Here is a 22,602-nt window from a genome sequence, read left to right as displayed (position 1 = left end):
CTTTAACGACATGGGACTCGAAGAAAAGCTGCCGAGCGGCTTCCTGCTGACCACCGTCGAGCAGGCCGCGGGCTGGGTGCGCAAGGCGTCCGTCTTCCCGGCCACCTTCGGCCTGGCCTGCTGCGCCATCGAGATGATGACCACCGGCGCCGGCCGCTACGACCTGGCGCGCTTCGGCATGGAGGTCTTCCGCGGTTCGCCCCGCCAGGCGGACCTGATGATCGTCGCGGGCCGGGTCAGCCAGAAGATGGCGCCGGTACTGCGGCAGGTCTACGACCAGATGCCGAACCCCAAGTGGGTGATCTCCATGGGGGTCTGCGCCTCCTCGGGCGGCATGTTCAACAACTACGCGATCGTCCAGGGCGTCGACCACATCGTCCCGGTCGACATCTATCTCCCCGGCTGCCCGCCGCGGCCCGAGATGCTGATGGACGCCATCCTCAAGCTGCATCACAAGATCCAGAACTCCAAGCTCGGTGTGAACGCCGAGGAAGCGGCCCGCGAGGCGGAGGAAGCGGCGCTCAAGGCCCTGCCCACGATCGAGATGAAGGGGCTGCTGCGGTGAGCGACGCGAACGGCACCGGCGCGAACGGTTCCGCGAACGGGGTGAACCCCGAGAAGGACCTCGGCGCCTCCAACCTCCCCGGCCAGCGCGGCGAGGGCGGCGAGGAGATCCGCGTCCAGCGCGGCATGTTCGGCGCCAACAACGGCGGCGACACCTCCGGCTACGGCGGCCTGGTCCGCTCGGTCCGTCTCCCGGGACCGGCGACCCGCCCCTACGGCGGCTGGTTCGACGAGGTCGCCGACGAACTGGAGGGCGCCCTGGAGGAACAGGGACTGCTCCCCGACAACGCCATCGAGAAGACGGTCGTCGACCGCGGCGAACTCACCTTCCACATCGAGCGGGAGCACCTGCTGCGCGTCGCCCGCACCCTGCGCGACGACCCGGCCCTGCGCTTCGAGCTGTGCACCGGCGTCAGCGGCGTCCACTACCTCCACGACAAGGGACGCGAGCTGCACGCCGTCTACCACCTGCGCTCGATCACCCACAACCGGCTGATCCGCCTCGAGGTCAGCGCCCCGGACGCGGACCCGCACATCCCGTCCCTGGTCTCCGTGTACCCGACCAACGACTGGCACGAGCGCGAGACCTACGACTTCTTCGGGATCGTCTTCGACGGTCACCCGGCCCTGACCCGGATCATGATGCCGGACGACTGGCAGGGCCATCCGCAGCGCAAGGACTACCCCCTCGGCGGCATCCCCGTCGAGTACAAGGGCGCCCAGATCCCGGCTCCGGACCAGCGGAGGTCGTACTCGTGAGCACTTCGCACGCTTCTCCTCGCGAGACCACGGAAGGCACCGTATATACGGTCACCGGAGGCGACTGGGACGAGGTCGTCCAGACCGCCGCCCGCGCCGACGACGAGCGCATCGTCGTCAACATGGGTCCCCAGCACCCCTCCACCCACGGAGTGCTGCGCCTGATCCTGGAGATCGACGGCGAAACGGTCACCGAGGCCCGCTGCGGCATCGGTTACCTCCACACCGGCATCGAGAAGAACCTCGAGTTCCGCACGTGGACGCAGGGCACCACGTTCGTGACGCGCATGGACTACCTGACGTCCTTCTTCAATGAGACCGCCTACTGTCTCGCCGTCGAGAAGCTCCTCGGCATCGAGGACCAGATCACCGAGCGCGCCAAGATCATCCGGGTGCTCCTGATGGAGCTGAACCGGCTCTCCTCGCACCTGGTGTGCATCGCCACCGGCGGTATGGAGCTCGGCGCCACCACGATCATGATCTACGGGTTCCGTGATCGTGAAATGATTCTCGACATCTACGAGCTCATCACGGGCCTGCGCATGAACCACGCGTACATCCGGCCCGGCGGACTCGCCCAGGACCTGCCGCCCGGCGCGGTGGACCACATCCGCGAGTTCGTGAAGAAGATGAGGAAGAACCTCCCCGAGTACGACAAGCTCGCCACCGGGAACCCCATCTTCAAGGCCCGCATGCAGGACGTCGGCTACCTCGACCTGGCCGGCTGCATGGCCCTCGGCGCGACGGGACCGATCCTGCGCTCCGCCGGCCTGCCGCACGACCTGCGCAAGGCACAGCCCTACTGCGACTACGAGACCTACGACTTCGAGATCCCGACCGCCGACACCTGCGACTCCTACGGGCGCTTCCTGATCCGCCTTGAGGAGATGCGCCAGTCGCTGGGGATCATCGAGCAGTGCCTGGACCGGCTGCAGCCCGGCTCGGTCATGGTCGCCGACAAGAAGATCGCCTGGCCCGCCCAGCTCGCCCTGGGACCGGACGGGCTCGGCAACTCCCTCGACCACATCAAGAAGATCATGGGCACCTCCATGGAGGCCCTGATCCACCACTTCAAGCTGGTCACCGAGGGCTTCCGCGTACCGCCGGGACAGGCGTACGCGGCCGTCGAGTCACCCAAGGGCGAACTCGGGGTGCACGCCGTGTCCGACGGCGGCACCCGCCCCTTCCGGGTCCACTTCCGCGACCCGTCCTTCACCAACCTGCAGGCCATGGCGGCGATGTGCGAGGGCGGCCAGGTCGCCGACGTCATCGTCGCCGTCGCGTCCATCGACCCCGTGATGGGAGGCGTCGACCGGTGACCACCAGTTCTTCCGAGCGGGGCGTCAGCCTGGGCATGCCCGAACTGCCCGCGCCCGCCTATCCGGACGACGTCCGAGCCCGGCTGGAGACGGACGCGCGCGAGATCATCGCCCGCTACCCGGACTCCCGCTCGGCCCTGCTGCCGTTGCTGCACCTCGTGCAGTCGGAGGAGGGCCATGTCACGCGCACCGGGATGCGGTTCTGCGCGGACGTGCTGGACCTGACCACGGCCGAGGTCACCGCCGTCGCGACCTTCTACACGATGTACCGGCGCAAGCCGAGCGGTGACTACCAGGTGGGCGTCTGCACCAACACCCTGTGTGCGGTGATGGGCGGCGACGCGATCTTCGAGGAGCTGCAGGAGCATCTCGGCGTCGGCAACGGCGAGACCACCGAGGACGGCAAGGTCACCCTGGAGCACATCGAGTGCAACGCGGCCTGCGACTTCGCGCCGGTGGTGATGGTCAACTGGGAGTTCTTCGACAACCAGTCCCCGGCCAGCGCCAAGCGCCTCGTCGACGACCTGCGCGCGGGACGGGAGGTCGAGCCCACGCGCGGGGCGCGCCTGTGCACCTTCAAGGAGACCGCGCGGATCCTGGCCGGCTTCCCCGACGAGCGGCCAGGGGCCGTCGAGGCAAGCGGCAGTGCGGGACCGGCGTCGCTGGTGGGCCTGCGCCTGGCAAAGGGAGAGACCGCACCCGCGCGCGTGGTCCATCCACGGGACGGCGGACCGCACGACGAGCAGGACAGGGCCGTGCACGAGCCCTCTCCGACCGAGCACCTCAGCTCACACGACGCGCCACAGGACACGTCGGCCTCCGACCCAGCCCACCCGGCAGGGCCTGCCGCCGAGGAGGGGGAGTGATGACCTTGGCACCCGAACTCAAAGACACCAGCCCCGAGAAGCTGCTCGCACCCGTGCTGTCGGCCTTCTGGGACGAGGACAAGTCCTGGACGCTGGACGTCTACCGAAGGCACGAGGGTTACGAGGGGCTCCGCAAGGCGCTCGCCATGTCGCCGGACGACCTGATCGCGTACGTCAAGGACTCCGGTCTGCGCGGCCGCGGTGGCGCTGGATTCCCGACGGGAATGAAATGGCAGTTCATTCCCCAGGGTGATGGAAAGCCACACTATCTAGTTGTCAACGCCGACGAATCGGAGCCGGGGACCTGTAAGGACATCCCGCTCCTCTTCGCGAACCCGCACAGCCTCATCGAGGGCATTGTCATCGCGTGTTATGCCATCAGGTCGTCGCATGCCTTCATCTATCTGCGTGGTGAAGTCGTCCCCGTTCTGCGGCGGTTGCACGAGGCCGTGCGCGAGGCCTACGCGGCGGGCTACCTCGGCGAGAACATCCTGGGCAGCGGGCTGAACCTCGACCTCACCGTGCACGCCGGCGCCGGCGCGTACATCTGCGGTGAGGAGACCGCACTGCTCGACTCGCTCGAAGGCCGCCGTGGTCAACCGCGGCTCCGTCCCCCTTTCCCTGCGGTGGCGGGCCTCTATGCGTGCCCGACTGTGGTGAACAACGTCGAGTCGATCGCGTCGGTTCCCGCGATTCTGCATCGGGGCAAAGAATGGTTCCGGTCGATGGGCAGCGAGAAGTCGCCGGGCTTCACGCTCTACTCGCTCAGCGGCCATGTCGCGAGCCCCGGCCAGTACGAGGCCCCGCTCGGCATCACGCTCCGCCAGCTGCTCGAGATGAGCGGCGGAATGCGGCCGGGGCACCGGCTGAAGTTCTGGACTCCGGGCGGTTCCTCGACGCCGATGTTCACCGACGAGCACCTCGACGTGCCCCTCGACTACGAGGGCGTGGGCGCCGCCGGCTCGATGCTCGGCACCAAGGCCCTGCAGTGCTTCGACGAGACGACCTGCGTCGTCCGCGCCGTCACCCGCTGGACCGAGTTCTACGCCCACGAGTCCTGCGGCAAGTGCACACCGTGCCGTGAAGGCACCTACTGGCTCGTGCAGTTGCTGCGCGACATCGAGGCCGGCAAGGGCACCATGTCCGACCTCGACAAGCTGAACGACATCGCCGACAACATCAACGGCAAGTCCTTCTGCGCCCTCGGCGACGGCGCCGCCTCGCCGATCTTCTCCTCGCTCAAGTACTTCCGCGAGGAGTACGAGCAGCACATCACCGGCCGGGGCTGCCCCTTCGACCCGGCGAAGTCGACGGCCTGGGCCGACCGCCCGGAGGTGAACGCATGACCGTGACCACCAACGCTCCCGCGGGAGGGGGAGAGGCGGCGGTCCCGCCGGAAGATCTCGTGACGCTGACCATCGACGGCGCCGAGATCAGCGTGCCCAAGGGCACCCTGGTCATCCGGGCCGCCGAACAGCTCGGCATCGAGATCCCTCGCTTCTGCGACCACCCCCTCCTCGACCCGGCCGGCGCCTGCCGCCAGTGCATCGTCGAGGTCGAGGGCCAGCGCAAGCCGATGGCGTCCTGCACCATCACGTGCACCGACGGCATGGTCGTCAAGACGCACCTCACCTCACCGGTCGCCGAGAAGGCCCAGCACGGGGTGATGGAGCTGCTGCTCATCAACCACCCGCTGGACTGCCCGGTCTGCGACAAGGGCGGCGAGTGCCCGCTGCAGAACCAGGCCATGTCGCACGGCCAGGCCGAATCCCGCTTCGAAGGCAAGAAGCGGACGTACGAGAAGCCCGTCCCGATCTCCACGCAGGTGCTGCTCGACCGTGAGCGGTGCGTGCTGTGCGCCCGCTGCACCCGCTTCTCCAACCAGGTCGCGGGCGACCCGATGATCGAGCTGCTGGAACGCGGCGCGCTGCAGCAGGTAGGCACCGGAGAGGGCGACCCCTTCGAGTCGTACTTCTCCGGCAACACCATCCAGATCTGCCCGGTGGGCGCGCTGACCTCGGCGGCGTACCGATTCCGCTCCCGCCCCTTCGACCTGGTCTCCTCTCCTTCGGTCTGCGAGCACTGCTCCGGCGGCTGCGCGACCCGCACCGACCACCGGCGCGGCAAGGTCATGCGGCGGCTCGCGGCCAACGACCCCGAGGTCAACGAGGAGTGGATCTGCGACAAGGGCCGCTTCGCGTTCCGGTACGCGCAGCAGCGCGACCGGCTCCAGACGCCGCTGGTGCGCAACGCCGAGGGCGACCTCGAACCGGCCTCGTGGCCGGAGGCGCTGCAGATCGCGGCCCAGGGGCTGCTCGCCTCGCGCGGCCGCACCGGCGTCCTCACCGGCGGCCGACTCACCGTCGAGGACGCCTACGCGTACAGCAAGTTCGCGCGCGTGGCGCTCGACACGAACGACATCGACTTCCGCGCGCGCGTGCACAGCAGCGAGGAAGCCGACTTCTTGGCGTCCCGGATCGCCGGGCACGGCCGTGACCTGGACGGTACGGGTGTCACGTACACCTCCCTGGAGAAGGCGCCGGCCGTCCTGCTGGTCGGGTTCGAGGCCGAGGAGGAGGCCCCCGGCGTCTTCCTGAGGCTGCGCAAGGCCTGGCGCAAGCACGGGCAGAAGGTGTTCTCGGTGGCCACGCACACCACGCGCGGCCTGGAGAAGGCGGGCGGCATCCTGCTTCCAGCGGCCCCCGGTACCGAGACCGAATGGCTGGACGCGCTCGCGAGCGGGGTCGGCCTGGACGGCGACGGTGCTACGGCCGCCGAGGCGCTGCGCGGCGAGGGCGCGGTCATCGTCGTCGGCGAGCGGCTGGCCGCCGTCGCGGGCGGCCTCACCGCCGCCGTACGGGCCGCCTCCGCCACCGGCGCCCAGCTGGTGTGGATCCCGAGGCGCGCCGGAGAGCGCGGCGCCGTCGAGGCCGGCGCGCTGCCGTCGCTGCTGCCCGGCGGACGCCCGGCGACCGACCCACGCGCGCGTGAGGAGGTCGCCGCGGCCTGGGGGCTCGCCGAACTCCCGCACCGCTACGGCCGCGACACCAGCCAGATCGTCGAGGCCGCGGCCAACGGCGAGCTGCAGGCACTGCTGGTCGCGGGCGTCGAGATCGCCGACCTGCCCGACCCGGCACGCGCACGTGAAGCACTTCACGAGGCCGGGTTCGTGGTGTCGCTGGAGCTGCGGCCCAGCGAGGTCAGCGAGCACGCCAGCGTCGTCCTGCCGGTCGCCGCGGTCGCCGAGAAGCCGGGCACCTTCCTCAACTGGGAAGGCCGCGTGCGCTTCTTCGAGGCCGCGCTCAAGCCCGACCAGATGACCCGGCGTCTCGCGCCGACCGACGCGCGCGTGCTGCAGATGCTGGCCGACGCCATGGACGTCCACCTGGGCCTGCCGGATCTGCGCACCATCCGCGCGGAGATCGACCGGCTCGGCCCCTGGGACGGCCCGCGGGCCGGCGGATCCCTGCAGAGCGCGGGCGTGCTGCCGCGGCCGGCGGCCGGAGAGGCCGTCCTCGCCGGGCACCGTCTCCTGCTCGACCTCGGCGTCCTCCAGCAGGGCGACGAGGCGCTCGCCGGAACCCGGCACGCCGCCCACGCGCGCGTGTCGGCCGCGACGGCCGCCGAGGCGGGCGTCAAGGACGGCGACGTCCTCGCCGTGACGGGTCCCGCCGGAACGACCGAACTGCCCCTGCGGATCACGGAGATGCCCGACCGGGTGGTCTGGCTTCCGCTGAACTCCGTCGGCAGCGGCGTCGCCTCCGACACCGGGGCGCTGCCCGGCGCCCTCGTCCGTATCGGCCCGGCGACGTCCGTCGGCGAGGCCCCGAAGGAGGTGGAGGCATGAGGTACCTCGCCGCTGAAGACCTCTCGATGTTCGGCCGCGACCCCTGGTGGCTGGTCGTCATCAAGGCCGTCTTCTGCTTCGCCTTCCTGATGGTGACCGTGTTGTTCTCCATCGTGTGGGAGCGCAAGGTCGTCGCCTGGATGCAGCTGCGCATCGGCCCCAACCGGCACGGCCCCTGGGGCATGCTCCAGTCGCTCGCCGACGGCATCAAGCTGATGCTCAAGGAAGACGTCATCGTCAAACGCGCGGACAAGGTGGTCTACGTCCTCGCGCCGATCGTCGCGGCCATCCCGGCCTTCATGGCGATCGCGGTGATCCCCTTCGGCCCGGCCGACAACGAGATCTCGATCTTCGGCCATCGCACCACGATGCAGCTCACCGACCTGCCGATCGCGATGCTCTACATCCTCGCGGTCGCCTCGGTCGGCATCTACGGCATCGTGCTCGCGGGCTGGAGTTCCGGATCCACCTACCCGCTGCTCGGGGGCCTGCGCTCCTGCGCGCAGATGATCTCCTACGAGATCGCCATGGGCGCCGCCTTCGCCTCGGTCTTCCTCTACTCGGGCTCGATGTCGACCTCGACGATCGTCGAGCACCAGCACGACCGCTGGTACATCCTGCTGCTGCCGGTCTCCTTCATCCTCTACATCGTCACCATGGTCGGCGAGACCAACCGCGCCCCGTTCGACATGCCGGAGTCCGAGGGCGATCTGGTCGGCGGCTTCAACACCGAGTACTCGTCGATCAAGTTCGCGATGTTCATGCTCGCCGAGTACGTCAACATGGTGACCGTCTCGGCCGTTTCGACCACGCTCTTCCTCGGCGGCTGGCGCGCCCCCTGGCCGATCAGCACCTTCTGGGAGGGCGCCAACCACGGCTGGTGGCCGCTGCTCTGGTTCGTGATCAAGGTGCAGCTGCTGCTGTTCTTCTTCATCTGGCTGCGCGGCACGCTCCCGCGGGTCCGCTACGACCAGCTGATGAAGCTCGGCTGGAAGGTCCTCATCCCCGTGTCCGTGGTCTGGCTGATGCTGGTCGCGACCGTGCGGGCGCTGAGGAACGAGAACTACGACTTCGCCGACATCGCCCTCTACATCGGCGGCGGCGTCCTCGCCCTGCTGCTCCTGTCCTTCGTCGTCGACATGTTCCGCGAGAAGGCCAAGGAGAGCGAACAGCCCGCCGCGCAACCCGCCGGGTTCGACCCCATGGCGGGCGGATTCCCCGTACCGCCACTGCCCGGACAGGAGCTTCCGCCGGTTCCCAGGCGCGGCCCGCGCCGGGAGCGGGAGCTCATTGTCAGTGGTGGACCGGATACTGCCAGTGACGGATCTTCGGATGGAAAGGAGGCGTCCGATGGCTGAGGAGCCGAAGGAGACCAAGCCCGGTTTCATGAACCCCGTCGCCGGCTTCGGCGTGACCTTCAAGGCCATGTTCAAGAAGCGGCTGACCGAGCAGTACCCGGAGCAGAAGAAGACCACCGCTCCGCGGTTCCACGGACGGCACCAGCTCAACCGCCATCCGGACGGCCTGGAGAAGTGCGTCGGCTGCGAGCTGTGCGCCTGGGCCTGCCCCGCCGACGCCATCTACGTGGAGGGCGCCGACAACACGGACGAGGAGCGCTACTCGCCCGGCGAGCGGTACGGGCGCGTGTACCAGATCAACTACGCCCGCTGCATCCTGTGCGGCCTGTGCATCGAGGCGTGCCCCACGCGCGCGCTCACGATGACCAACGAGTTCGAACTGGCCGACTCCAGCCGTGCCAACCTCATCTACACCAAGGAGCAGCTGCTTGCCGGCCTGGAAGAGGGCATGGTCGACTCCCCGCACGCGATCTACCCGGGGACCGACGAACAGGACTACTACCGGGGCCTGGTGACCGAGGCCGCGCCGGGCACGGTGCAGCAGGTGGCGCTCTCCAAGGGCGAGGTCCCGCAGGAGGCCGCCTCCACCTTCGGCGAGGAAGAGCCCGCGTCGGAGAAGGTGATCGGCCGATGAGCCCGCTGCAACTCGCCGCCTACTCCACCTCCACCGGAGAGGCCTTCCAGTTCTGGGTCCTCGGTACCGTCGCCGTGATCGGCGCCCTGTCCACCGTCTTCATGAAGAAGGCCGTGCACAGCGCGCTCTCCCTCGCCGGCACCATGATCATCCTGGCGGTCTTCTACCTCGCCAACGGCGCCTACTTCCTGGGGATCGTGCAGATCGTCGTCTACACCGGCGCGATCATGATGCTGTTCCTGTTCGTGGTGATGCTCGTCGGCGTGACGGCTGCGGACTCGCTGAAGGAGACCATCAAGGGCCAGCGCTGGCTGGCCCTCCTGTGCGGCCTCGGCTTCGGCATCCTGCTGCTCGCCGGGATCGGCAACGCCTCCCTCAAGCAGTTCGACGGCCTGGCCGAGGCGAACGCGAACGGCAACGTGCAGGGCCTTGCCGCCCTGATCTTCACCAAGTACGTCTTCGCCTTCGAAATCACCGGCGCCCTGCTGATCACGGCGGCCATCGGCGCCATGGTGCTCACCCACCGCGAGCGCACCGAGCGCGCCAAGACCCAGCGCGAGCTGTCCGAACAGCGCGTGCGCGAGGGCAAGCACGTGCCGCCGCTGCCGGCCCCCGGTGTGTACGCCCGGCACAACGCGGTCGACATCGCGGGCCTGCTCCCCGACGGCACCCCGTCGGAGCTCACGGTCAGCAAGACGCTGCGCGATCGCGGCCAGATCCGTGACGTGTCCGCCGAGGCGCTCAACGACCTGCGGGCGCTTGAGCAGCGCGCGCAGGAGCGCCTGGAGCGCACCGAGATCGAACCGGCCACCTTCAAGCGGGAGGAGGCGTCGAAGTGAACCCGGTCAACTACCTGTACCTCTCGGCCCTGTTGTTCACGATCGGTGCCACCGGCGTGCTGATCAGGCGCAACGCCATCGTGGTGTTCATGTGCATCGAGCTGATGCTGAATGCCTGCAACCTCGCGTTCGTCACCTTCTCCCGGATGCACGGCAACCTCGACGGCCAGGTCATCGCGTTCTTCACGATGGTCGTCGCCGCCGCGGAGGTCGTGGTCGGGCTCGCGATCATCGTGTCCCTGTTCCGTACCCGCCACTCGGCCTCGGTCGACGACGCCAGCCTGATGAAGCTCTGAGGGGTCGCTGAATCGTGGAGAACCTGATTGCGCTGCTGGTGGCGGCGCCACTGCTCGGAGCGGCCGTACTGCTGTGCGGCGGCCGGCGGCTCGATGCCGTCGGCCACTGGATCGGCGTCCTGATGTCGACCCTCTCCTTCGTGTTCGCCGTGATCCTCTTCGCCGACCTGCTCGGCAAGAACGCCGAACACCGCACCCTGATCCAGCACCTGTGGACGTGGATCCCCGTCGAGAGCTTCCAGGCGGACGTCACCTTCCGCCTCGACCAGCTCTCAATGACGTTCGTCCTGCTGATCACCGGCGTCGGCTCGCTGATCCACCTGTACTCGGTCGGGTACATGGAGCACGACGAGCGCCGCCGCCGCTTCTTCGGCTATCTGAACCTGTTCCTCGCGGCGATGCTGCTCCTGGTCATCGCCGACAACTACCTGCTGCTGTACGTCGGCTGGGAGGGCGTCGGTCTCGCCTCGTACCTCCTGATCGGCTTCTGGCAGCACAAGCCCAGCGCGGCGACGGCGGCGAAGAAGGCCTTCCTGGTCAACCGTGTCGGCGACATGGGCCTGTCCATCGCGATCATGCTGATGTTCGCGACGTTCGGCACCTTCGCCTTCGGGCCGGTCTTCAGCCACGCGGGGGACGCCTCGGAGGGCAAGCTCACCGCCATCGCCCTGATGCTCCTGCTCGCCGCCTGCGGCAAGTCCGCCCAGGTGCCGCTGCAGTCCTGGCTCGGGGACGCGATGGAGGGCCCGACCCCGGTCTCGGCCCTCATCCACGCAGCGACGATGGTGACCGCGGGCGTCTACCTGATCGTCCGCTCGGCGGCGATCTTCAACGGCGCGCCGGACGCGCAGACGGCCGTGGTCGTGGTCGGAGCGGTCACGCTCCTGTTCGGTGCGATCGTCGGTTGCGCGAAGGACGACATCAAGAAGGCGCTGGCCGGCTCGACCATGTCGCAGATCGGCTACATGGTGCTGGCGGCGGGCCTCGGCCCCATCGGCTACGTCTTCGCGATCATGCATCTGGTGACGCACGGCTTCTTCAAGGCCGGGCTCTTCCTCGGCGCCGGTTCCGTCATGCACGGCATGAACGACGAGGTCGACATGCGCAAGTACGGCGGCCTGAGGAAGTACATGCCGATCACCTTCATCACCTTCGGCCTCGGCTACCTCGCCATCATCGGCTTCCCGGGCCTGTCCGGCTTCTTCTCCAAGGACAAGATCATCGAGGCTGCCTTCGCCAAGGGCGGCGCGGAGGGCTGGATCCTGGGCACCTGCGCCCTGGTGGGCGCGGCCATCACCGCCTTCTACATGACGCGCGTGATGCTGATGACGTTCTTCGGAGAGGAGCGCTGGAAGAACCAGCCCACCCGCTCCCCGGAGGCGCCGAGCGCGGAGCCCGCCGCCGAGCACCACGGCGAGCACGCCGAGCCGCACCCGCACGAGTCCCCGAAGGTCATGACGATCCCGATGATCGTGCTGGCTTTCGGTTCGGTCTTCGCCGGCGCGTTCTTCAGCATCGGCGACCGCTTCCTGCACTGGCTGGAGCCCGTCACCGGCCACAGCGAGGGGGACTCCCCGCTCAGCGCCGGGGCCGTCACCGGCGCGACGATGGTCTGCCTGATCATCGGTGTCGGCATCGCGTACGCCATGTACGGCCGCCGCCCGGTACCGTCCGTCGCTCCGCGCGGGTCGCTGCTCACCCGGGCCGCCCGGCGCGACCTGCTGCAGGACGACTTCAACCACGTCGTCCTGGTCCGCGGCGGCGAGCACCTCACCCGCTCCCTGGTGTACGTCGACCACACCCTGGTCGACGGCGTCGTCAACGGCACGGCGGCCTCGGTCGGGGGCCTGTCCGGACGCATGCGCAGGCTGCAGAACGGCTTCGCGCGCTCCTACGCGGTCTCGATGTTCGGCGGCGCGGCGATCCTCGTCGCCGCGACCCTGCTGATGAGGGCGGTCTGATACCGATGTCCTTTCCTCTGCTGACAGCGACGGCGGTGCTCCCGGCGATCGGCGCGATCGCCACAGCCGCCGTACCGGCCGCGCGGCGCACCACCGCCAAGTGGCTGGCGCTGACCGTCTCGCTCGCCACCCTCGCCCTGGCCGTCACCATCCTGGTCCGCTTCGACCCGGACGGCGGCCGCTACCAGCTCACCGAATCCCACGCCTGGATCAAGGACTTCGGGGTCCGCTACGAACTCGGCGTGGACGGGATCGCGGTGGCGCTGATCGCGCTGACCGCCCTGCTGATCCCGTTCATCATCCTCGCGGGCTGGCACGACGCCGACCCGCTGGAGACCGGGAGCCGTCGCTGGCGTCCCACACAGGGTTTCTTCGCCCTGATCCTGGGCGTCGAGGCGATGGTGATCATCTCCTTCGAGGCCACGGACGTCTTCCTCTTCTACATCTTCTTCGAAGCCATGCTCATCCCGATGTACTTCCTCATCGGCGGCTTCGGGGACCGTGCCCACGAGCACGGCGAGGAGGCGGCGTCCACGCAACGGTCGTACGCGGCGGTGAAGTTCCTCCTCTACAACCTGGTCGGTGGCCTCATCATGCTGGCCGCGGTGATCGGCCTGTACGTGGTCGCCGGGAACTTCAGCCTCCAGGAGATCGCGCAGGCCCGCGCGAACGGCTCGCTCCACATGGCGACCAGCACCGAACGCTGGCTGTTCCTCGGCTTCTTCTTCGCCTTCGCGGTGAAGGCGCCGCTGTGGCCGCTGCACACCTGGCTGCCCAACGCCATGCAGGAGTCCACCGCGCCGGTCGCCGTCCTCATCACGGCGGTCGTCGACAAGGTGGGCACCTTCGCGATGCTCCGCTTCTGCCTCCAGCTCTTCCCGGAGGCCAGCAAGTGGGCGACGCCCGTGATCCTCGTCCTGGCCCTCATCAGCATCGTCTACGGCGCGCTGCTCGCGGTCGGCCAGCGGGACATCAAACGCCTGGTGGCGTACGCGTCCATCTCGCACTTCGGCTTCATCATCATGGGCATCTTCGCGATGACCAGCCAGGGCCAGTCCGGTGCGACGCTCTACATGGTCAACCACGGGATCTCCACGGCCGCGTGGATGCTGCTGGCCGGGTTCCTCATCTCCCGGCGCGGCTCGCGGCTCATCGCCGACTACGGCGGCGTGCAGAAGGTCGCCCCGGTGCTCGCCGGCACGTTCCTGATCGGCACGCTGGCCACGCTCTCCCTGCCGGGACTCGCGCCCTTCGTGAGCGAGTTCCTCGTCCTGGTCGGCACGTTCACGCGCTATCCGGCGATCGGCATCATCGGCACCTTCGGCATCGTCCTCGCCGCGCTGTACGCCCTCGTCCTCTACCAGCGGACGATGACGGGCCCGGTGAAACCGGAGGTCTCCGCGATGCCCGACCTCAGAGCCCGTGAGCTGGTGGTCGTCGCTCCGCTGATCGTTCTGCTGATCTTCCTGGGCGTCTACCCGAAGCCGGTGACGGACATCGTCAACCCGGCCGTGAAATCGACCCTGTCCGACGTACACAAGAAGGACCCCAAGCCCGAGGTGGAGGCGGTGGCCAAGTGAGCGCAGCAGCCGTCCACAGCCTGTGGACAACGGCGGCCACGGCGGCCGAACCGATCTCGAAGATCAACGCGCCGAAGATCGAATACGGGCAGTTGTCGCCCACCCTGATCGTCGTGGGCGCGGCGATCGTCGGGGTACTGATCGAGGCGTTCGTGCCGCGCAGGTCGCGTTACTACGCCCAGGTGTTCGTCTCCGCCGTCGCGCTCGTCGCCGCCTTCGCGGCGGTCGTGGCGCTCGCGGCCGACGGATACGGCACCACCAAGGCGCACATCGCGGCGATGGGCGCGATCGCGGTCGACGGACCGTCGCTGTTCCTGCAGGGCACGATCCTGCTGGCCGGCCTGGTCGGCCTGTTCACCTTCGCCGAGCGGCGCCTGGACCCGGCGGCACACGGCAACCGGGTCGACTCCTTCGTCGCGCAGGCCGCGTCCGTGCCGGGCAGCGACAGCGAGAAGGCGGCCGTGAAGGCCGGGTTCACCACCACCGAGGTGTTCCCGCTGCTGTTGTTCGCGGTCTCCGGAATGCTGGTCTTCCCCTCGGCCAACGACCTGCTGACCCTCTTCGTGGCCCTGGAGGTCTTCTCCCTCCCGCTCTACCTGCTGTGCGCCCTGGCCCGCCGCAAGCGGCTCATGTCGCAGGAGGCCGCGGTCAAGTACTTCCTGCTCGGCGCCTTCGCCTCGGCGTTCACGCTGTTCGGCATCGCGCTGCTGTACGGGTACGCGGGCTCGGTGTCGTACGGGACGATCGCGCGGGTCGTCGACGGCACGGTCACCAACGTCGACCCGGCGCTCGCGGACACCATGGGCAACGACGCGCTGCTGCTGGTCGGCGGCGCGATGATCGTCATGGGGCTGCTTTTCAAGGTGGGCGCGGTCCCGTTCCACATGTGGACGCCGGACGTCTACCAGGGCGCCCCGACCCCGGTGACCGGGTTCATGGCGGCGGCGACGAAGGTGGCGGCCTTCGGCGCGCTGCTGCGTCTGCTGTACGTCGTCCTGCCCGGTCTGCGCTGGGACTGGCGGCCGGTCATGTGGGCCGTCGCGATCGTCACCATGCTGGGCGGTGCGATCGTCGCGATCACCCAGACGGACATCAAGCGGCTGCTGGCGTACTCGTCGATCGCGCACGCGGGATTCATCCTCGCGGGTGTCATCGCCACCTCGAAGGACGGTGTCTCGTCCGTCCTGTTCTACCTGGCCGCGTACTCCTTCGTGACCATCGGCGCCTTCGCCGTCGTCACCCTCGTGCGCGACGCGGGCGGCGAGGCCACCCACCTGTCCAAGTGGGCCGGACTCGGCCGACGTTCACCGCTGGTGGCGGCCGTGTTCGCGGTGTTCCTGCTGGCCTTCGCCGGTATCCCGCTGACCTCCGGCTTCGCCGGGAAGTTCGCCGTGTTCAAGGCGGCGGCGGAGGGCGGGGCGGCCCCACTGGTCGTGATCGGTGTGATCTCCTCAGCCATCGCGGCCTTCTTCTACATCCGCGTGATCGTGCTGATGTTCTTCAGCGAGCCCAGGCCCGGAGGCCCCACGGTCGCCGTGCCGTCCCCGCTGACGATGACCGCCATCGGGCTCGGTGTGGTGGTCACGCTCGTCCTCGGTATCGCACCGCAGTACTTCCTGAACCTGGCGAGTCAGGCGGGAGTGTTCGTGCGCTGACCCACGACGGGCACGCACAAGGCCCCGGTTCCCCCAGGTGGGGGCCGGGGCCTTCGCGCTGCCTGATCAGGTGGTCGCGCACGTGACGTCGGGGTTGTACGGCGAGAAGAGCCCGTTGTCGTTGGGCTGGTAGATCCACGCGTGGAGGGTGTAGTAACCGGCTACCGGGTGCTTCTGGAAGGTCTCGCCGAACAGCGTCGGCGTGGCCTGCCCCTTGTCCTTGACGATCCACTCCACCGCGACCAGCCTGCGGTTGGCGCCGACCTCGTCCGTGTCCACGAAGTCGAAGTCGTCGGCGACCTTGTCCGCGTAAACCAGCGCCGCGGGCTTCGCCGGATCGAGCGAGCCGATATTCGCCTTGTTGACGTAGTGGTAGCCCACCCCTCCCGCGGTGGTGGCGTAGCACCGGCCCAGCGGGACGAAGTCACTGTCCTTGGCGAGGCCCTCGTAGGCGTACCGGGCCGTCGCGTTGTAGGTGTCGATGAGATCGGTCCAGACGGAGGGGTCGGTGTCCGCCTCGGCGGGCACGGCGGCCAGCGAGAAGGCGGCGGCCATCGCCACGGTGATGGCGGCCTTGAGGGGCCGAGGGGACATCGCGGTGCTCCTTGCGCTCGGGGATGGGCGGGCCACCCCCGTCCCGCCCGAGCAGCATGTCCCGGCCGCCGGGAGCACGCCATGCGACGGGAGCCGTTGGGCTGACGCCGGGCTCCATCGGCACAGCCTGTGGATAACTCCGGCGCTGTCGGTCGGGACCCCTATCGTGGAGGCAGTGGTCGAGGGACGACGTACGGGGGACAGGACTATGGGTGGGATGGGCGGGATCAGCGCGATGCCAAGGGTGACCGAGACGGCAGGGGCGACTGAGAGCGAGGCGCTGGCCACGCTGCACCGGGTCTTCGGGTACGAGGCCTTCCGCGGCGAGCAGGAGGCGGTGATCGAGCATGTGGTGGCCGGCGGCGACGCCGTGGTCCTCATGCCGACCGGCGGCGGCAAGTCGCTGTGCTACCAGATCCCGGCCCTGGTGAGACCCGGTACGGGCGTGGTGGTCTCGCCGCTCATCGCGCTGATGCAGGACCAGGTGGACGCCCTGCGGGCGCTCGGCGTGCGCGCCGGGTTCATGAACTCCACGCAGGACTTCGACGAGCGCAGGGTGGAGGAGGCCGAGTTCCTGGCCGGGGAACTGGACCTCCTCTACCTGGCGCCGGAGCGGCTCCGCCTGGACTCCACCCTCGATCTCCTCTCCCGCGGCAAGATCTCCGTCTTCGCGATCGACGAGGCGCACTGCGTGTCCCAGTGGGGCCACGACTTCCGCCCCGACTACCTGGCTCTGTCCCTGCTCGGCGAGCGCTGGCCGGACGTGCCGCGCATCGCACTCACGGCTACGGCCACGCACGCGACGCACCAGGAGATCACCGAGCGGCTGCACATGCCGACGGCCCGCCACTTCGTGGCGAGCTTCGACCGGCCCAACATCCAGTACCGGATCGTGCCCAAGGCCGACCCCAAGAAGCAGCTGCTGGGCTTCCTGAAAGAGGAGCACGCGGGCGACGCGGGCATCGTGTACTGCCTGTCGCGCAAGTCCGTGGAGGCGACGGCGGAGTTCCTCAGCCGCAACGGCATCGAGGCGGTCCCGTACCACGCCGGTCTGGACGCGGGCACGCGCGCGGCGCACCAGTCCCGGTTCCTGCGGGAGGAGGGATTGGTCGTGGTGGCGACCATCGCCTTCGGCATGGGCATCGACAAGCCGGACGTCCGCTTCGTCGCCCATCTCGACCTGCCCAAGTCGGTCGAGGGCTACTACCAGGAGACGGGCCGCGCGGGCCGCGACGGTCTGCCGTCCACGGCCTGGATGGCCTACGGCCTCAACGACGTCATACAGCAGCGCAAGCTGATCCAGCTCGGCGAGGGCGACGAGGCGTTCCGCCGACGGGCCGCCGCCCACCTGGACTCGATGCTGGCGCTGTGCGAGACGGCCCAGTGCCGGCGCGGACAGTTGCTGAACTACTTCGGCCAGGAACCGGACCCGGCCGGCTGCGGCAACTGCGACACGTGTCTGACCCCGCCCGAGACCTGGGACGGCACGGTCGCCGCGCAGAAGGTGCTGTCAACGGTGGTGCGGCTGCAGCGGGAGCGTGGACAGAAGTTCGGCGCGGTGCAGATCATCGACATTCTCCTGGGCAAGCGCACCGGCAAGGTCATCCAGTTCGACCACGACCAGCTGTCGGTGTTCGGCATCGGCGAGGAGCTGACCGACGGAGAATGGCGGGGCGTCATAAGGCAGTTGCTGGCCCAGGGACTGCTCGCGGTCGAGGGCGAGTACGGCACGCTGGTGCTGACCGAGGCCAGCGGATCGGTGCTGCGGCGCGAGCGGGAGGTGCCGCTGCGCAAGGAGCCGAAGAAGCCGGCGACCTCGCGGTCGGCGTCCTCGTCCACCGGCCGGGGGGAGCGCAAGGCCAAGGCCGCCGCGGTGGAGCTGCCCGAGGCCCTGCAGCCGGCGTTCGAGGCCCTGCGCGCCTGGCGCGCCGAGCAGGCCCGGGAGCAGGGCGTCCCGGCGTACGTCATCTTCCACGACGCGACGCTGCGGGAGATCGCCCTGGCCTGGCCGACGTCGGTACGGCAGCTCGGCGGCATCAGCGGGGTCGGCGAGAAGAAGCTGACGACGTACGGGGAGGGTGTGGTGGCGGTACTGGCCTCACTGGGCGACGCCCCAGGTGCGGATGCTCCGGCGACGGACGGCCAGGCGAGGAACGGCAAGCCGGCGGCGGACGACAAGCACATGCACGACGACTGGCCCGAGATGGACGCGGAGCCGGAGCCGGACGACTGGATATAGGCGGCCGGGGGTGCCGTGGGGCTGCAGGTTGGCCGGCCGCCCGGGTCGGGCATCGGTGACCCGGGGAGGCCGGTGTCCGACGGCGAAAGGCCAGGGCGTCAGCATGGGATCACAGCGCCCGCGCCGCGTACGCCCTGACGTCCGCGTCCGTGTCCGTCGTGGCCGTGGCGAGGGCCGCGCGGGCGTCGGCGGTGTGGTTGTGCCGGGTCAGGGCCAGCACGGCGGCCTTGCGGACATCGGCGTTCGGGTCGGCGAGGACCTTCGCCAGGGCGGGGACGGCCACGTCGGACTCTGCGGCGGACAGCGCGGTCGCGGCGCCCGACCGGACCTGCCACGCGGAGGTGGACAGGGCGGCCACGGCACGTGCGGCCAGCGGCGGCGGACACCCGGTCGTACCGAGCGCCCCGTAGGCGGCACCCCGGACCAGCGCGTCGGGGTCATGGGTGAGGTCGGCAAGGGCGGCAAGGATGGTGGCCGACGGGCTGCCGGGCCCGATGTCGTCGGGCACGGTGTCGTCGGAACCGACGGTCCCTGCACCGCCCTCCGCCCACACCGTCGCCAGCGCCCTGGCGAGGGTCACCCGGACCTCGCGGGACGGGTCGGCGGTGGCGGCCCGGGCCAGTTCCGTGGCGGCGTCGACCGAGACCAGGGCCCGGACGGCCTCGATGCGGACCGGGATCTCCGCGTCGGTCAACGCCCCGGCGAACAGCGCCGCGTCACCCAGGCGCAGGGCGCGCAGAACGTCCAGAGCGGCGGCGCGGACGACCGGGTCGGCCACGGTCAGCGCGGCGGCGAGGCCGTCCCGGAGAGTGGTCTCCGCGGGCAGTGTCTCGACGAGTTCGCGGAGTGAGGCAGCGGCCGCGGCCCGCACCTCGGCGGCGCTGTCGCGAAGGGCCTCGGCGAGGGCGGGGCCCGTCCCCGGCGGCACCGTCTCCGTGAGGACGGCGACGGCCTCACGGCGGACGGCCGGCGCCGGGTCGGTCAAGTAGGTCCGCAGGGCACCGAGTTCGGGTTCCTCCTCGGCGAGGGCGACGAGTTCGAGGAGGCGCGCCGAGGCACGCTCGGGGGCGGAGGCGTCGGATGAGGGGGTCTGGTCCCCGGTCGGCTCGGAGAAGCCGGCCGAACCCGAACCCGAACCCGAACCCGAACTCGAACCCGAACCCGAACCCGAAGCCTCACCCGATCCCGATCCCGATCCCGAATCCGAAGCCGCACCCCCACGCGAAGCCGCACCCGCACCCAGCCCGGCACCCGTGCCCTCCGCCACCGACACGCCGCCCGTGACCGCACCTGCCGCCACCGGCGGCGTGTCCCGTGACCCGGCCGTGGCGACCTCCTCGGCGTGGACCTCGCCGAGGTGGCGGGACGGGCCGCCCACCGGCGTGAACTCGTCGATGGGCACGAGGTACGGAGCCACGGGACGGGCCGTGAACTCCATCGCACCGGAGGGGGACTTATGGAGATCGAGATGGTGGAACCAGGAGGTGTCGTCGCGATGGGGATGGTCCAGGCGATCGTGGTACAGGCCCCAGCGGGACTCCGTGCGGGCCAGCGACGCGCGCGCGGCCATCTCCGCGCAGTCGCGGATGAAGGTGACCTCGGCGCACCGCATCAGCTCGTGCGGGGTCCGCGCACCCATCGCCGCGATGTCGTCGCGCATCCGCTCGAAGGCCTCGAGGGCCAGCGAGAGCCGGGCGCCCGACTTCGGCGGCGCCACGTAGTCGTTCACGAAGCGGCGCAGCTTGTACTCGACCTGGGTCTGCGGCGGCCCGTCCGGGTTGCGCAGCGGGCGGTAGATCAGCTCGTGCGCCTCACGCAGCTGGTCGGCGGACAACTCCCCTTCGTACGGGGAGTACTGGGCCGCGTCCGCCCCGGCGAGGTCACCGAAGACAAACGCGCCGATCATGTAGTTGTGCGGCACGCAGGCCAGGTCGCCGGCGGCGTACAGCCGGGCCACGGTCGTACGGGCGTGGTCGTCCACCCGTACCCCCGACGCCGAATGGCCGCCGCACAGGCCGATCTCGGAGATGTGCATCTCCACGTCGTGGGTGCGGTAGTCGTGGCCGCGGCCGGAGTGGAAGGTCCCGCGCGTGGGCCGCTCCGTGGAGTGCAGGATCGACTCCAGGGCGGAGATCGACTCCTCCGGGAGATGGCTCAGCTTCAGGTACACCGGCCCCCGGTCGGAGGCGACCTCCGCCGCGAACTCGGCCATCATCTGGCCGGACCAGTAGTCGGAGTCGACGAAGCGTTCGCCGTGCCGGTTGACCTGGTAGCCGCCGAAGGGGTTGGCGACGTAGGCGCAGGCGGGGCCGTTGTAGTCCTTGATCAGCGGGTTGATCTGGAAGCACTCGATGCCGGTGAGCTCGGCGCCCGCGTGGTAGGCCATCGCGTAGCCGTCGCCCGCGTTGGTCGGGTTCTCGTACGTGCCGTACAGGTAGCCGGAGGCGGGGAGTCCCAGGCGGCCGCAGGCGCCGGTCGCCAGGATCACCGCACCGGCGCGCACCACCACGAACGCGCCCGTACGCGTGTTGAAGCCGACCGCCCCCACGGCACGTCCGTCCTCGGGGGACGTCAGCACGCGCACCGGCATCACCCGGTTCTCGATGCGGATCCGCTCCCGCATCTCGCGCCGCCGCAGCTGCCGGTACAGAACCTTCTTGACGTCCTTGCCCTCGGGCATCGGCAGCACGTAGGAGCCGGAGCGGTGCACCTGGCGGACCGCGTAGTCGCCGTGCTCGTCCTTCTCGAACTTCACGCCGTAGGACTCGAGCCGCCGCACCATGGCGAAGCCGCGGGTGGCGGTCTGGCGGACGGTGGACTGGTCGACGATGCCGTCGTTGGCGCGGGTGATCTCGGCGACGTAGTCGTCGGGCTCGGCGCGGCCGGGGATGACCGCGTTGTTGACGCCGTCCATGCCCATGGCGAGCGCGCCGGAGTGGCGGACATGGGCCTTCTCCAGCAGCAGCACGTTGGCGCCGTGCTCGGCGGCGGTCAGCGCGGCCATGGTGCCGGCGGTGCCGCCGCCGACGACGAGGACGTCGCAGGAGATCTCCTTCGCCTCGTCGAGGGTGGGGATCTGCAGAGGGGTGTCCACCAAAGTGCCTTTCACCATACGAGTCACCGTCCGAGTGCCGGGCCGGGTCACGTTCCGAGCGAGGAGAGGACGTCGCGGCGCAGCGCCACGCGCGCGGCGTCGTCGTGCGCCGTGCGGTCACGAGGGCGCGGCACCTCGCGTACGGCGGTCAGCCGGCCGTTGCCGAGCAGAGCCACGCGGTCGCCTAGGAAGAGCGCCTCATCCACGTCGTGGGTGACGAAGACGACGGTCGCGCCCGTGCCGCCGAGCACCTCCACCAGCAGGTCCTGCATGCCGGCGCGGGTCTGGGCGTCGAGCGCGCCGAAGGGTTCGTCCATGAGGACGGCGCGGGGCGCTCCCGCGAGCGCGCGGGCCAGCTGGGCGCGCTGGCGCTGTCCGCCGGAGACCCGGTGCGGCAACTGCCGTGCGTGTGCGGCGAGTCCGACCCGGTCGAGCCAGGAGTCGGCCTGGGACCGGCGTTCGGTGCGGGACAGGCCCTTGATGGCGAGCGGGAGTTCGACGTTGGCGCGCAGGGTGCGCCAGGGCAGGAGGGCGTCCTCCTGGAAGACCAGGGCGCGGTCCGCGGCGGGGCCGGTCATCGGGCCGCCGTCCTGGGTGATCTCGCCGGCGAGCAGCGGCAGCAGCCCGGCCAGGGTGCGCAGCAGCGTCGACTTGCCGCAGCCGGAGGCGCCGACGACGGTGAGGATCTCGCCGGGGGCGATGTCCAGGTCGACGTCCGCCAGGACCGCGGCGTCCGGACGGCCGAGGGCGGCGCGCCGGAGGGCGAGGCGCGTGCCCCGTACCGCGCCCGGCGCCTGCCCCTCCCTCTTCGGCGCTTGCCCCTCCCTCTCCGGGAGGGGAGGGCGGGACGCCTCGGGGTCGGTCACTTCCGGGGTGGTCTCTTCCCGGGCGGTCACTTCCGTGTCAGTAATCCAGGCCGCTGCGCTGGCCGCCGTGGTGGCGGGAAAATAGGGCCGGTGTCCGTCCGGGACGCCGACGAATCTGTGATGCCTTGTGA

17 protein-coding genes are annotated in these 22,602 nt (G+C 69.8%); 14 read left to right on the top strand and 3 right to left on the bottom strand.

From position 1 onward, the window contains the following. The first annotated feature begins 10 nt into the window (after window positions 1-10). From ABZ453_RS16670 to nuoN, 13 genes are read left to right on the top strand one after another with little or no spacing between them, the layout of a single operon-like run. Window positions 11-565 carry an NADH-quinone oxidoreductase subunit B gene (locus ABZ453_RS16670; protein ID WP_055635348.1) on the top strand — a complete coding sequence of 185 codons (555 nt, stop codon included), beginning with the start codon at window positions 11-13 and terminating at the stop codon, window positions 563-565. Further along, a complete protein-coding gene (locus ABZ453_RS16665; protein ID WP_359015688.1) occupies window positions 562-1,323 on the top strand; it encodes an NADH-quinone oxidoreductase subunit C in 762 nt (253 codons plus the stop codon). The genes ABZ453_RS16670 and ABZ453_RS16665 overlap by 4 nt, the downstream gene beginning before the upstream one ends. Then, window positions 1,320-2,642 carry an NADH-quinone oxidoreductase subunit D gene (locus ABZ453_RS16660; RefSeq protein WP_359015687.1) on the top strand — a complete coding sequence of 441 codons (1,323 nt, stop codon included), beginning with the start codon at window positions 1,320-1,322 and terminating at the stop codon, window positions 2,640-2,642. Before ABZ453_RS16665 ends, ABZ453_RS16660 begins: the two co-directional genes overlap by 4 nt. Continuing rightward, window positions 2,639-3,508, top strand: coding sequence for an NADH-quinone oxidoreductase subunit NuoE (gene nuoE, locus ABZ453_RS16655; RefSeq protein ID WP_356771105.1), 870 nt, complete (start codon window positions 2,639-2,641; stop codon window positions 3,506-3,508). Before ABZ453_RS16660 ends, nuoE begins: the two co-directional genes overlap by 4 nt. Next, entirely contained in the window at window positions 3,505-4,854 is a 1,350-nt protein-coding gene (gene nuoF / locus ABZ453_RS16650) for an NADH-quinone oxidoreductase subunit NuoF (RefSeq protein WP_208779888.1), read from the top strand. The genes nuoE and nuoF overlap by 4 nt, the downstream gene beginning before the upstream one ends. After that, a complete protein-coding gene (locus tag ABZ453_RS16645) occupies window positions 4,851-7,355 on the top strand; it encodes an NADH-quinone oxidoreductase subunit G (RefSeq protein WP_359015686.1) in 2,505 nt (834 codons plus the stop codon). The genes nuoF and ABZ453_RS16645 overlap by 4 nt, the downstream gene beginning before the upstream one ends. After that, the gene (gene nuoH, locus ABZ453_RS16640) at window positions 7,352-8,713 is read left to right on the top strand and encodes an NADH-quinone oxidoreductase subunit NuoH (protein ID WP_359015685.1); all 1,362 of its coding nucleotides are present in this window, start codon (window positions 7,352-7,354) and stop codon (window positions 8,711-8,713) included. Before ABZ453_RS16645 ends, nuoH begins: the two co-directional genes overlap by 4 nt. Next, on the top strand, window positions 8,706-9,347 hold the full coding sequence (gene nuoI / locus ABZ453_RS16635) for an NADH-quinone oxidoreductase subunit NuoI (protein WP_356771113.1): 642 nt from the start codon (window positions 8,706-8,708) through the stop codon (window positions 9,345-9,347). Before nuoH ends, nuoI begins: the two co-directional genes overlap by 8 nt. Further along, window positions 9,344-10,186 carry an NADH-quinone oxidoreductase subunit J gene (locus tag ABZ453_RS16630; protein WP_359015684.1) on the top strand — a complete coding sequence of 281 codons (843 nt, stop codon included), beginning with the start codon at window positions 9,344-9,346 and terminating at the stop codon, window positions 10,184-10,186. The genes nuoI and ABZ453_RS16630 overlap by 4 nt, the downstream gene beginning before the upstream one ends. Beyond that, on the top strand, window positions 10,183-10,482 hold the full coding sequence (gene nuoK, locus ABZ453_RS16625) for an NADH-quinone oxidoreductase subunit NuoK (protein ID WP_071373444.1): 300 nt from the start codon (window positions 10,183-10,185) through the stop codon (window positions 10,480-10,482). The genes ABZ453_RS16630 and nuoK overlap by 4 nt, the downstream gene beginning before the upstream one ends. A gap of 14 nt (window positions 10,483-10,496) precedes the next feature. Further along, complete coding sequence (gene nuoL, locus ABZ453_RS16620) at window positions 10,497-12,443, top strand: NADH-quinone oxidoreductase subunit L (RefSeq protein ID WP_359015683.1); 1,947 nt, start codon at window positions 10,497-10,499, stop codon at window positions 12,441-12,443. 5 nt (window positions 12,444-12,448) lie between these two features. Beyond that, the gene (locus ABZ453_RS16615) at window positions 12,449-14,023 is read left to right on the top strand and encodes an NADH-quinone oxidoreductase subunit M (protein WP_359015682.1); all 1,575 of its coding nucleotides are present in this window, start codon (window positions 12,449-12,451) and stop codon (window positions 14,021-14,023) included. Continuing rightward, window positions 14,020-15,678, top strand: a complete 1,659-nt coding sequence (gene nuoN, locus ABZ453_RS16610; protein WP_359015681.1) for an NADH-quinone oxidoreductase subunit NuoN — start codon at window positions 14,020-14,022, stop codon at window positions 15,676-15,678. Before ABZ453_RS16615 ends, nuoN begins: the two co-directional genes overlap by 4 nt. Before the next feature lie 66 nt (window positions 15,679-15,744). Here the strand turns inward: nuoN and ABZ453_RS16605 are convergent, their stop codons facing one another. After that, complete coding sequence (locus ABZ453_RS16605; RefSeq protein ID WP_359015680.1) at window positions 15,745-16,272, bottom strand: hypothetical protein; 528 nt, start codon at window positions 16,270-16,272, stop codon at window positions 15,745-15,747. A 208-nt stretch (window positions 16,273-16,480) separates the two neighbouring features. Between ABZ453_RS16605 and recQ the strand changes: the two genes are divergently transcribed. Beyond that, on the top strand, window positions 16,481-18,511 hold the full coding sequence (gene recQ, locus ABZ453_RS16600) for a DNA helicase RecQ (RefSeq protein WP_359015679.1): 2,031 nt from the start codon (window positions 16,481-16,483) through the stop codon (window positions 18,509-18,511). A gap of 109 nt (window positions 18,512-18,620) precedes the next feature. Here recQ and ABZ453_RS16595 read toward each other — a convergent pair whose 3' ends face one another. Further along, the gene (locus tag ABZ453_RS16595; protein WP_359015678.1) at window positions 18,621-21,623 is read right to left on the bottom strand and encodes a fumarate reductase/succinate dehydrogenase flavoprotein subunit; all 3,003 of its coding nucleotides are present in this window, start codon (window positions 21,621-21,623) and stop codon (window positions 18,621-18,623) included. A 29-nt stretch (window positions 21,624-21,652) separates the two neighbouring features. Then, window positions 21,653-22,501, bottom strand: coding sequence for an ABC transporter ATP-binding protein (locus ABZ453_RS16590; RefSeq protein ID WP_359015677.1), 849 nt, complete (start codon window positions 22,499-22,501; stop codon window positions 21,653-21,655). Window positions 22,502-22,602 lie beyond the last annotated feature (101 nt).

Origin of the sequence: Streptomyces sp. NPDC005799 (genome assembly GCF_040630525.1) — a bacterium.
Lineage (GTDB): Bacteria > Actinomycetota > Actinomycetes > Streptomycetales > Streptomycetaceae > Streptomyces > Streptomyces griseorubiginosus_B.
Note: the sequence above shows the minus strand (reverse complement) of the source record. Positions and strands in the feature narration are given on the sequence as shown.

Bases quoted from the DNA above. Each gene is read 5' to 3' on its own strand.
- ABZ453_RS16670 (WP_055635348.1), top strand. From the start codon at position 11: ATGGGACTCGAAGAAAAGCTGCCGAGCGGCTTCCTGCTGACCACCGTC.
- ABZ453_RS16645 (WP_359015686.1), top strand. From the start codon at position 4,851: ATGACCGTGACCACCAACGCTCCCGCGGGAGGGGGAGAGGCGGCGGTC.
- nuoH (WP_359015685.1), top strand. From the start codon at position 7,352: ATGAGGTACCTCGCCGCTGAAGACCTCTCGATGTTCGGCCGCGACCCC.
- nuoI (WP_356771113.1), top strand. From the start codon at position 8,706: ATGGCTGAGGAGCCGAAGGAGACCAAGCCCGGTTTCATGAACCCCGTC.
- ABZ453_RS16630 (WP_359015684.1), top strand. From the start codon at position 9,344: ATGAGCCCGCTGCAACTCGCCGCCTACTCCACCTCCACCGGAGAGGCC.
- ABZ453_RS16615 (WP_359015682.1), top strand. From the start codon at position 12,449: ATGTCCTTTCCTCTGCTGACAGCGACGGCGGTGCTCCCGGCGATCGGC.
- ABZ453_RS16605 (WP_359015680.1), bottom strand. From the start codon at position 16,272: ATGTCCCCTCGGCCCCTCAAGGCCGCCATCACCGTGGCGATGGCCGCC.
- recQ (WP_359015679.1), top strand. From the start codon at position 16,481: ATGGGTGGGATGGGCGGGATCAGCGCGATGCCAAGGGTGACCGAGACG.
- ABZ453_RS16595 (WP_359015678.1), bottom strand. From the start codon at position 21,623: ATGGTGAAAGGCACTTTGGTGGACACCCCTCTGCAGATCCCCACCCTC.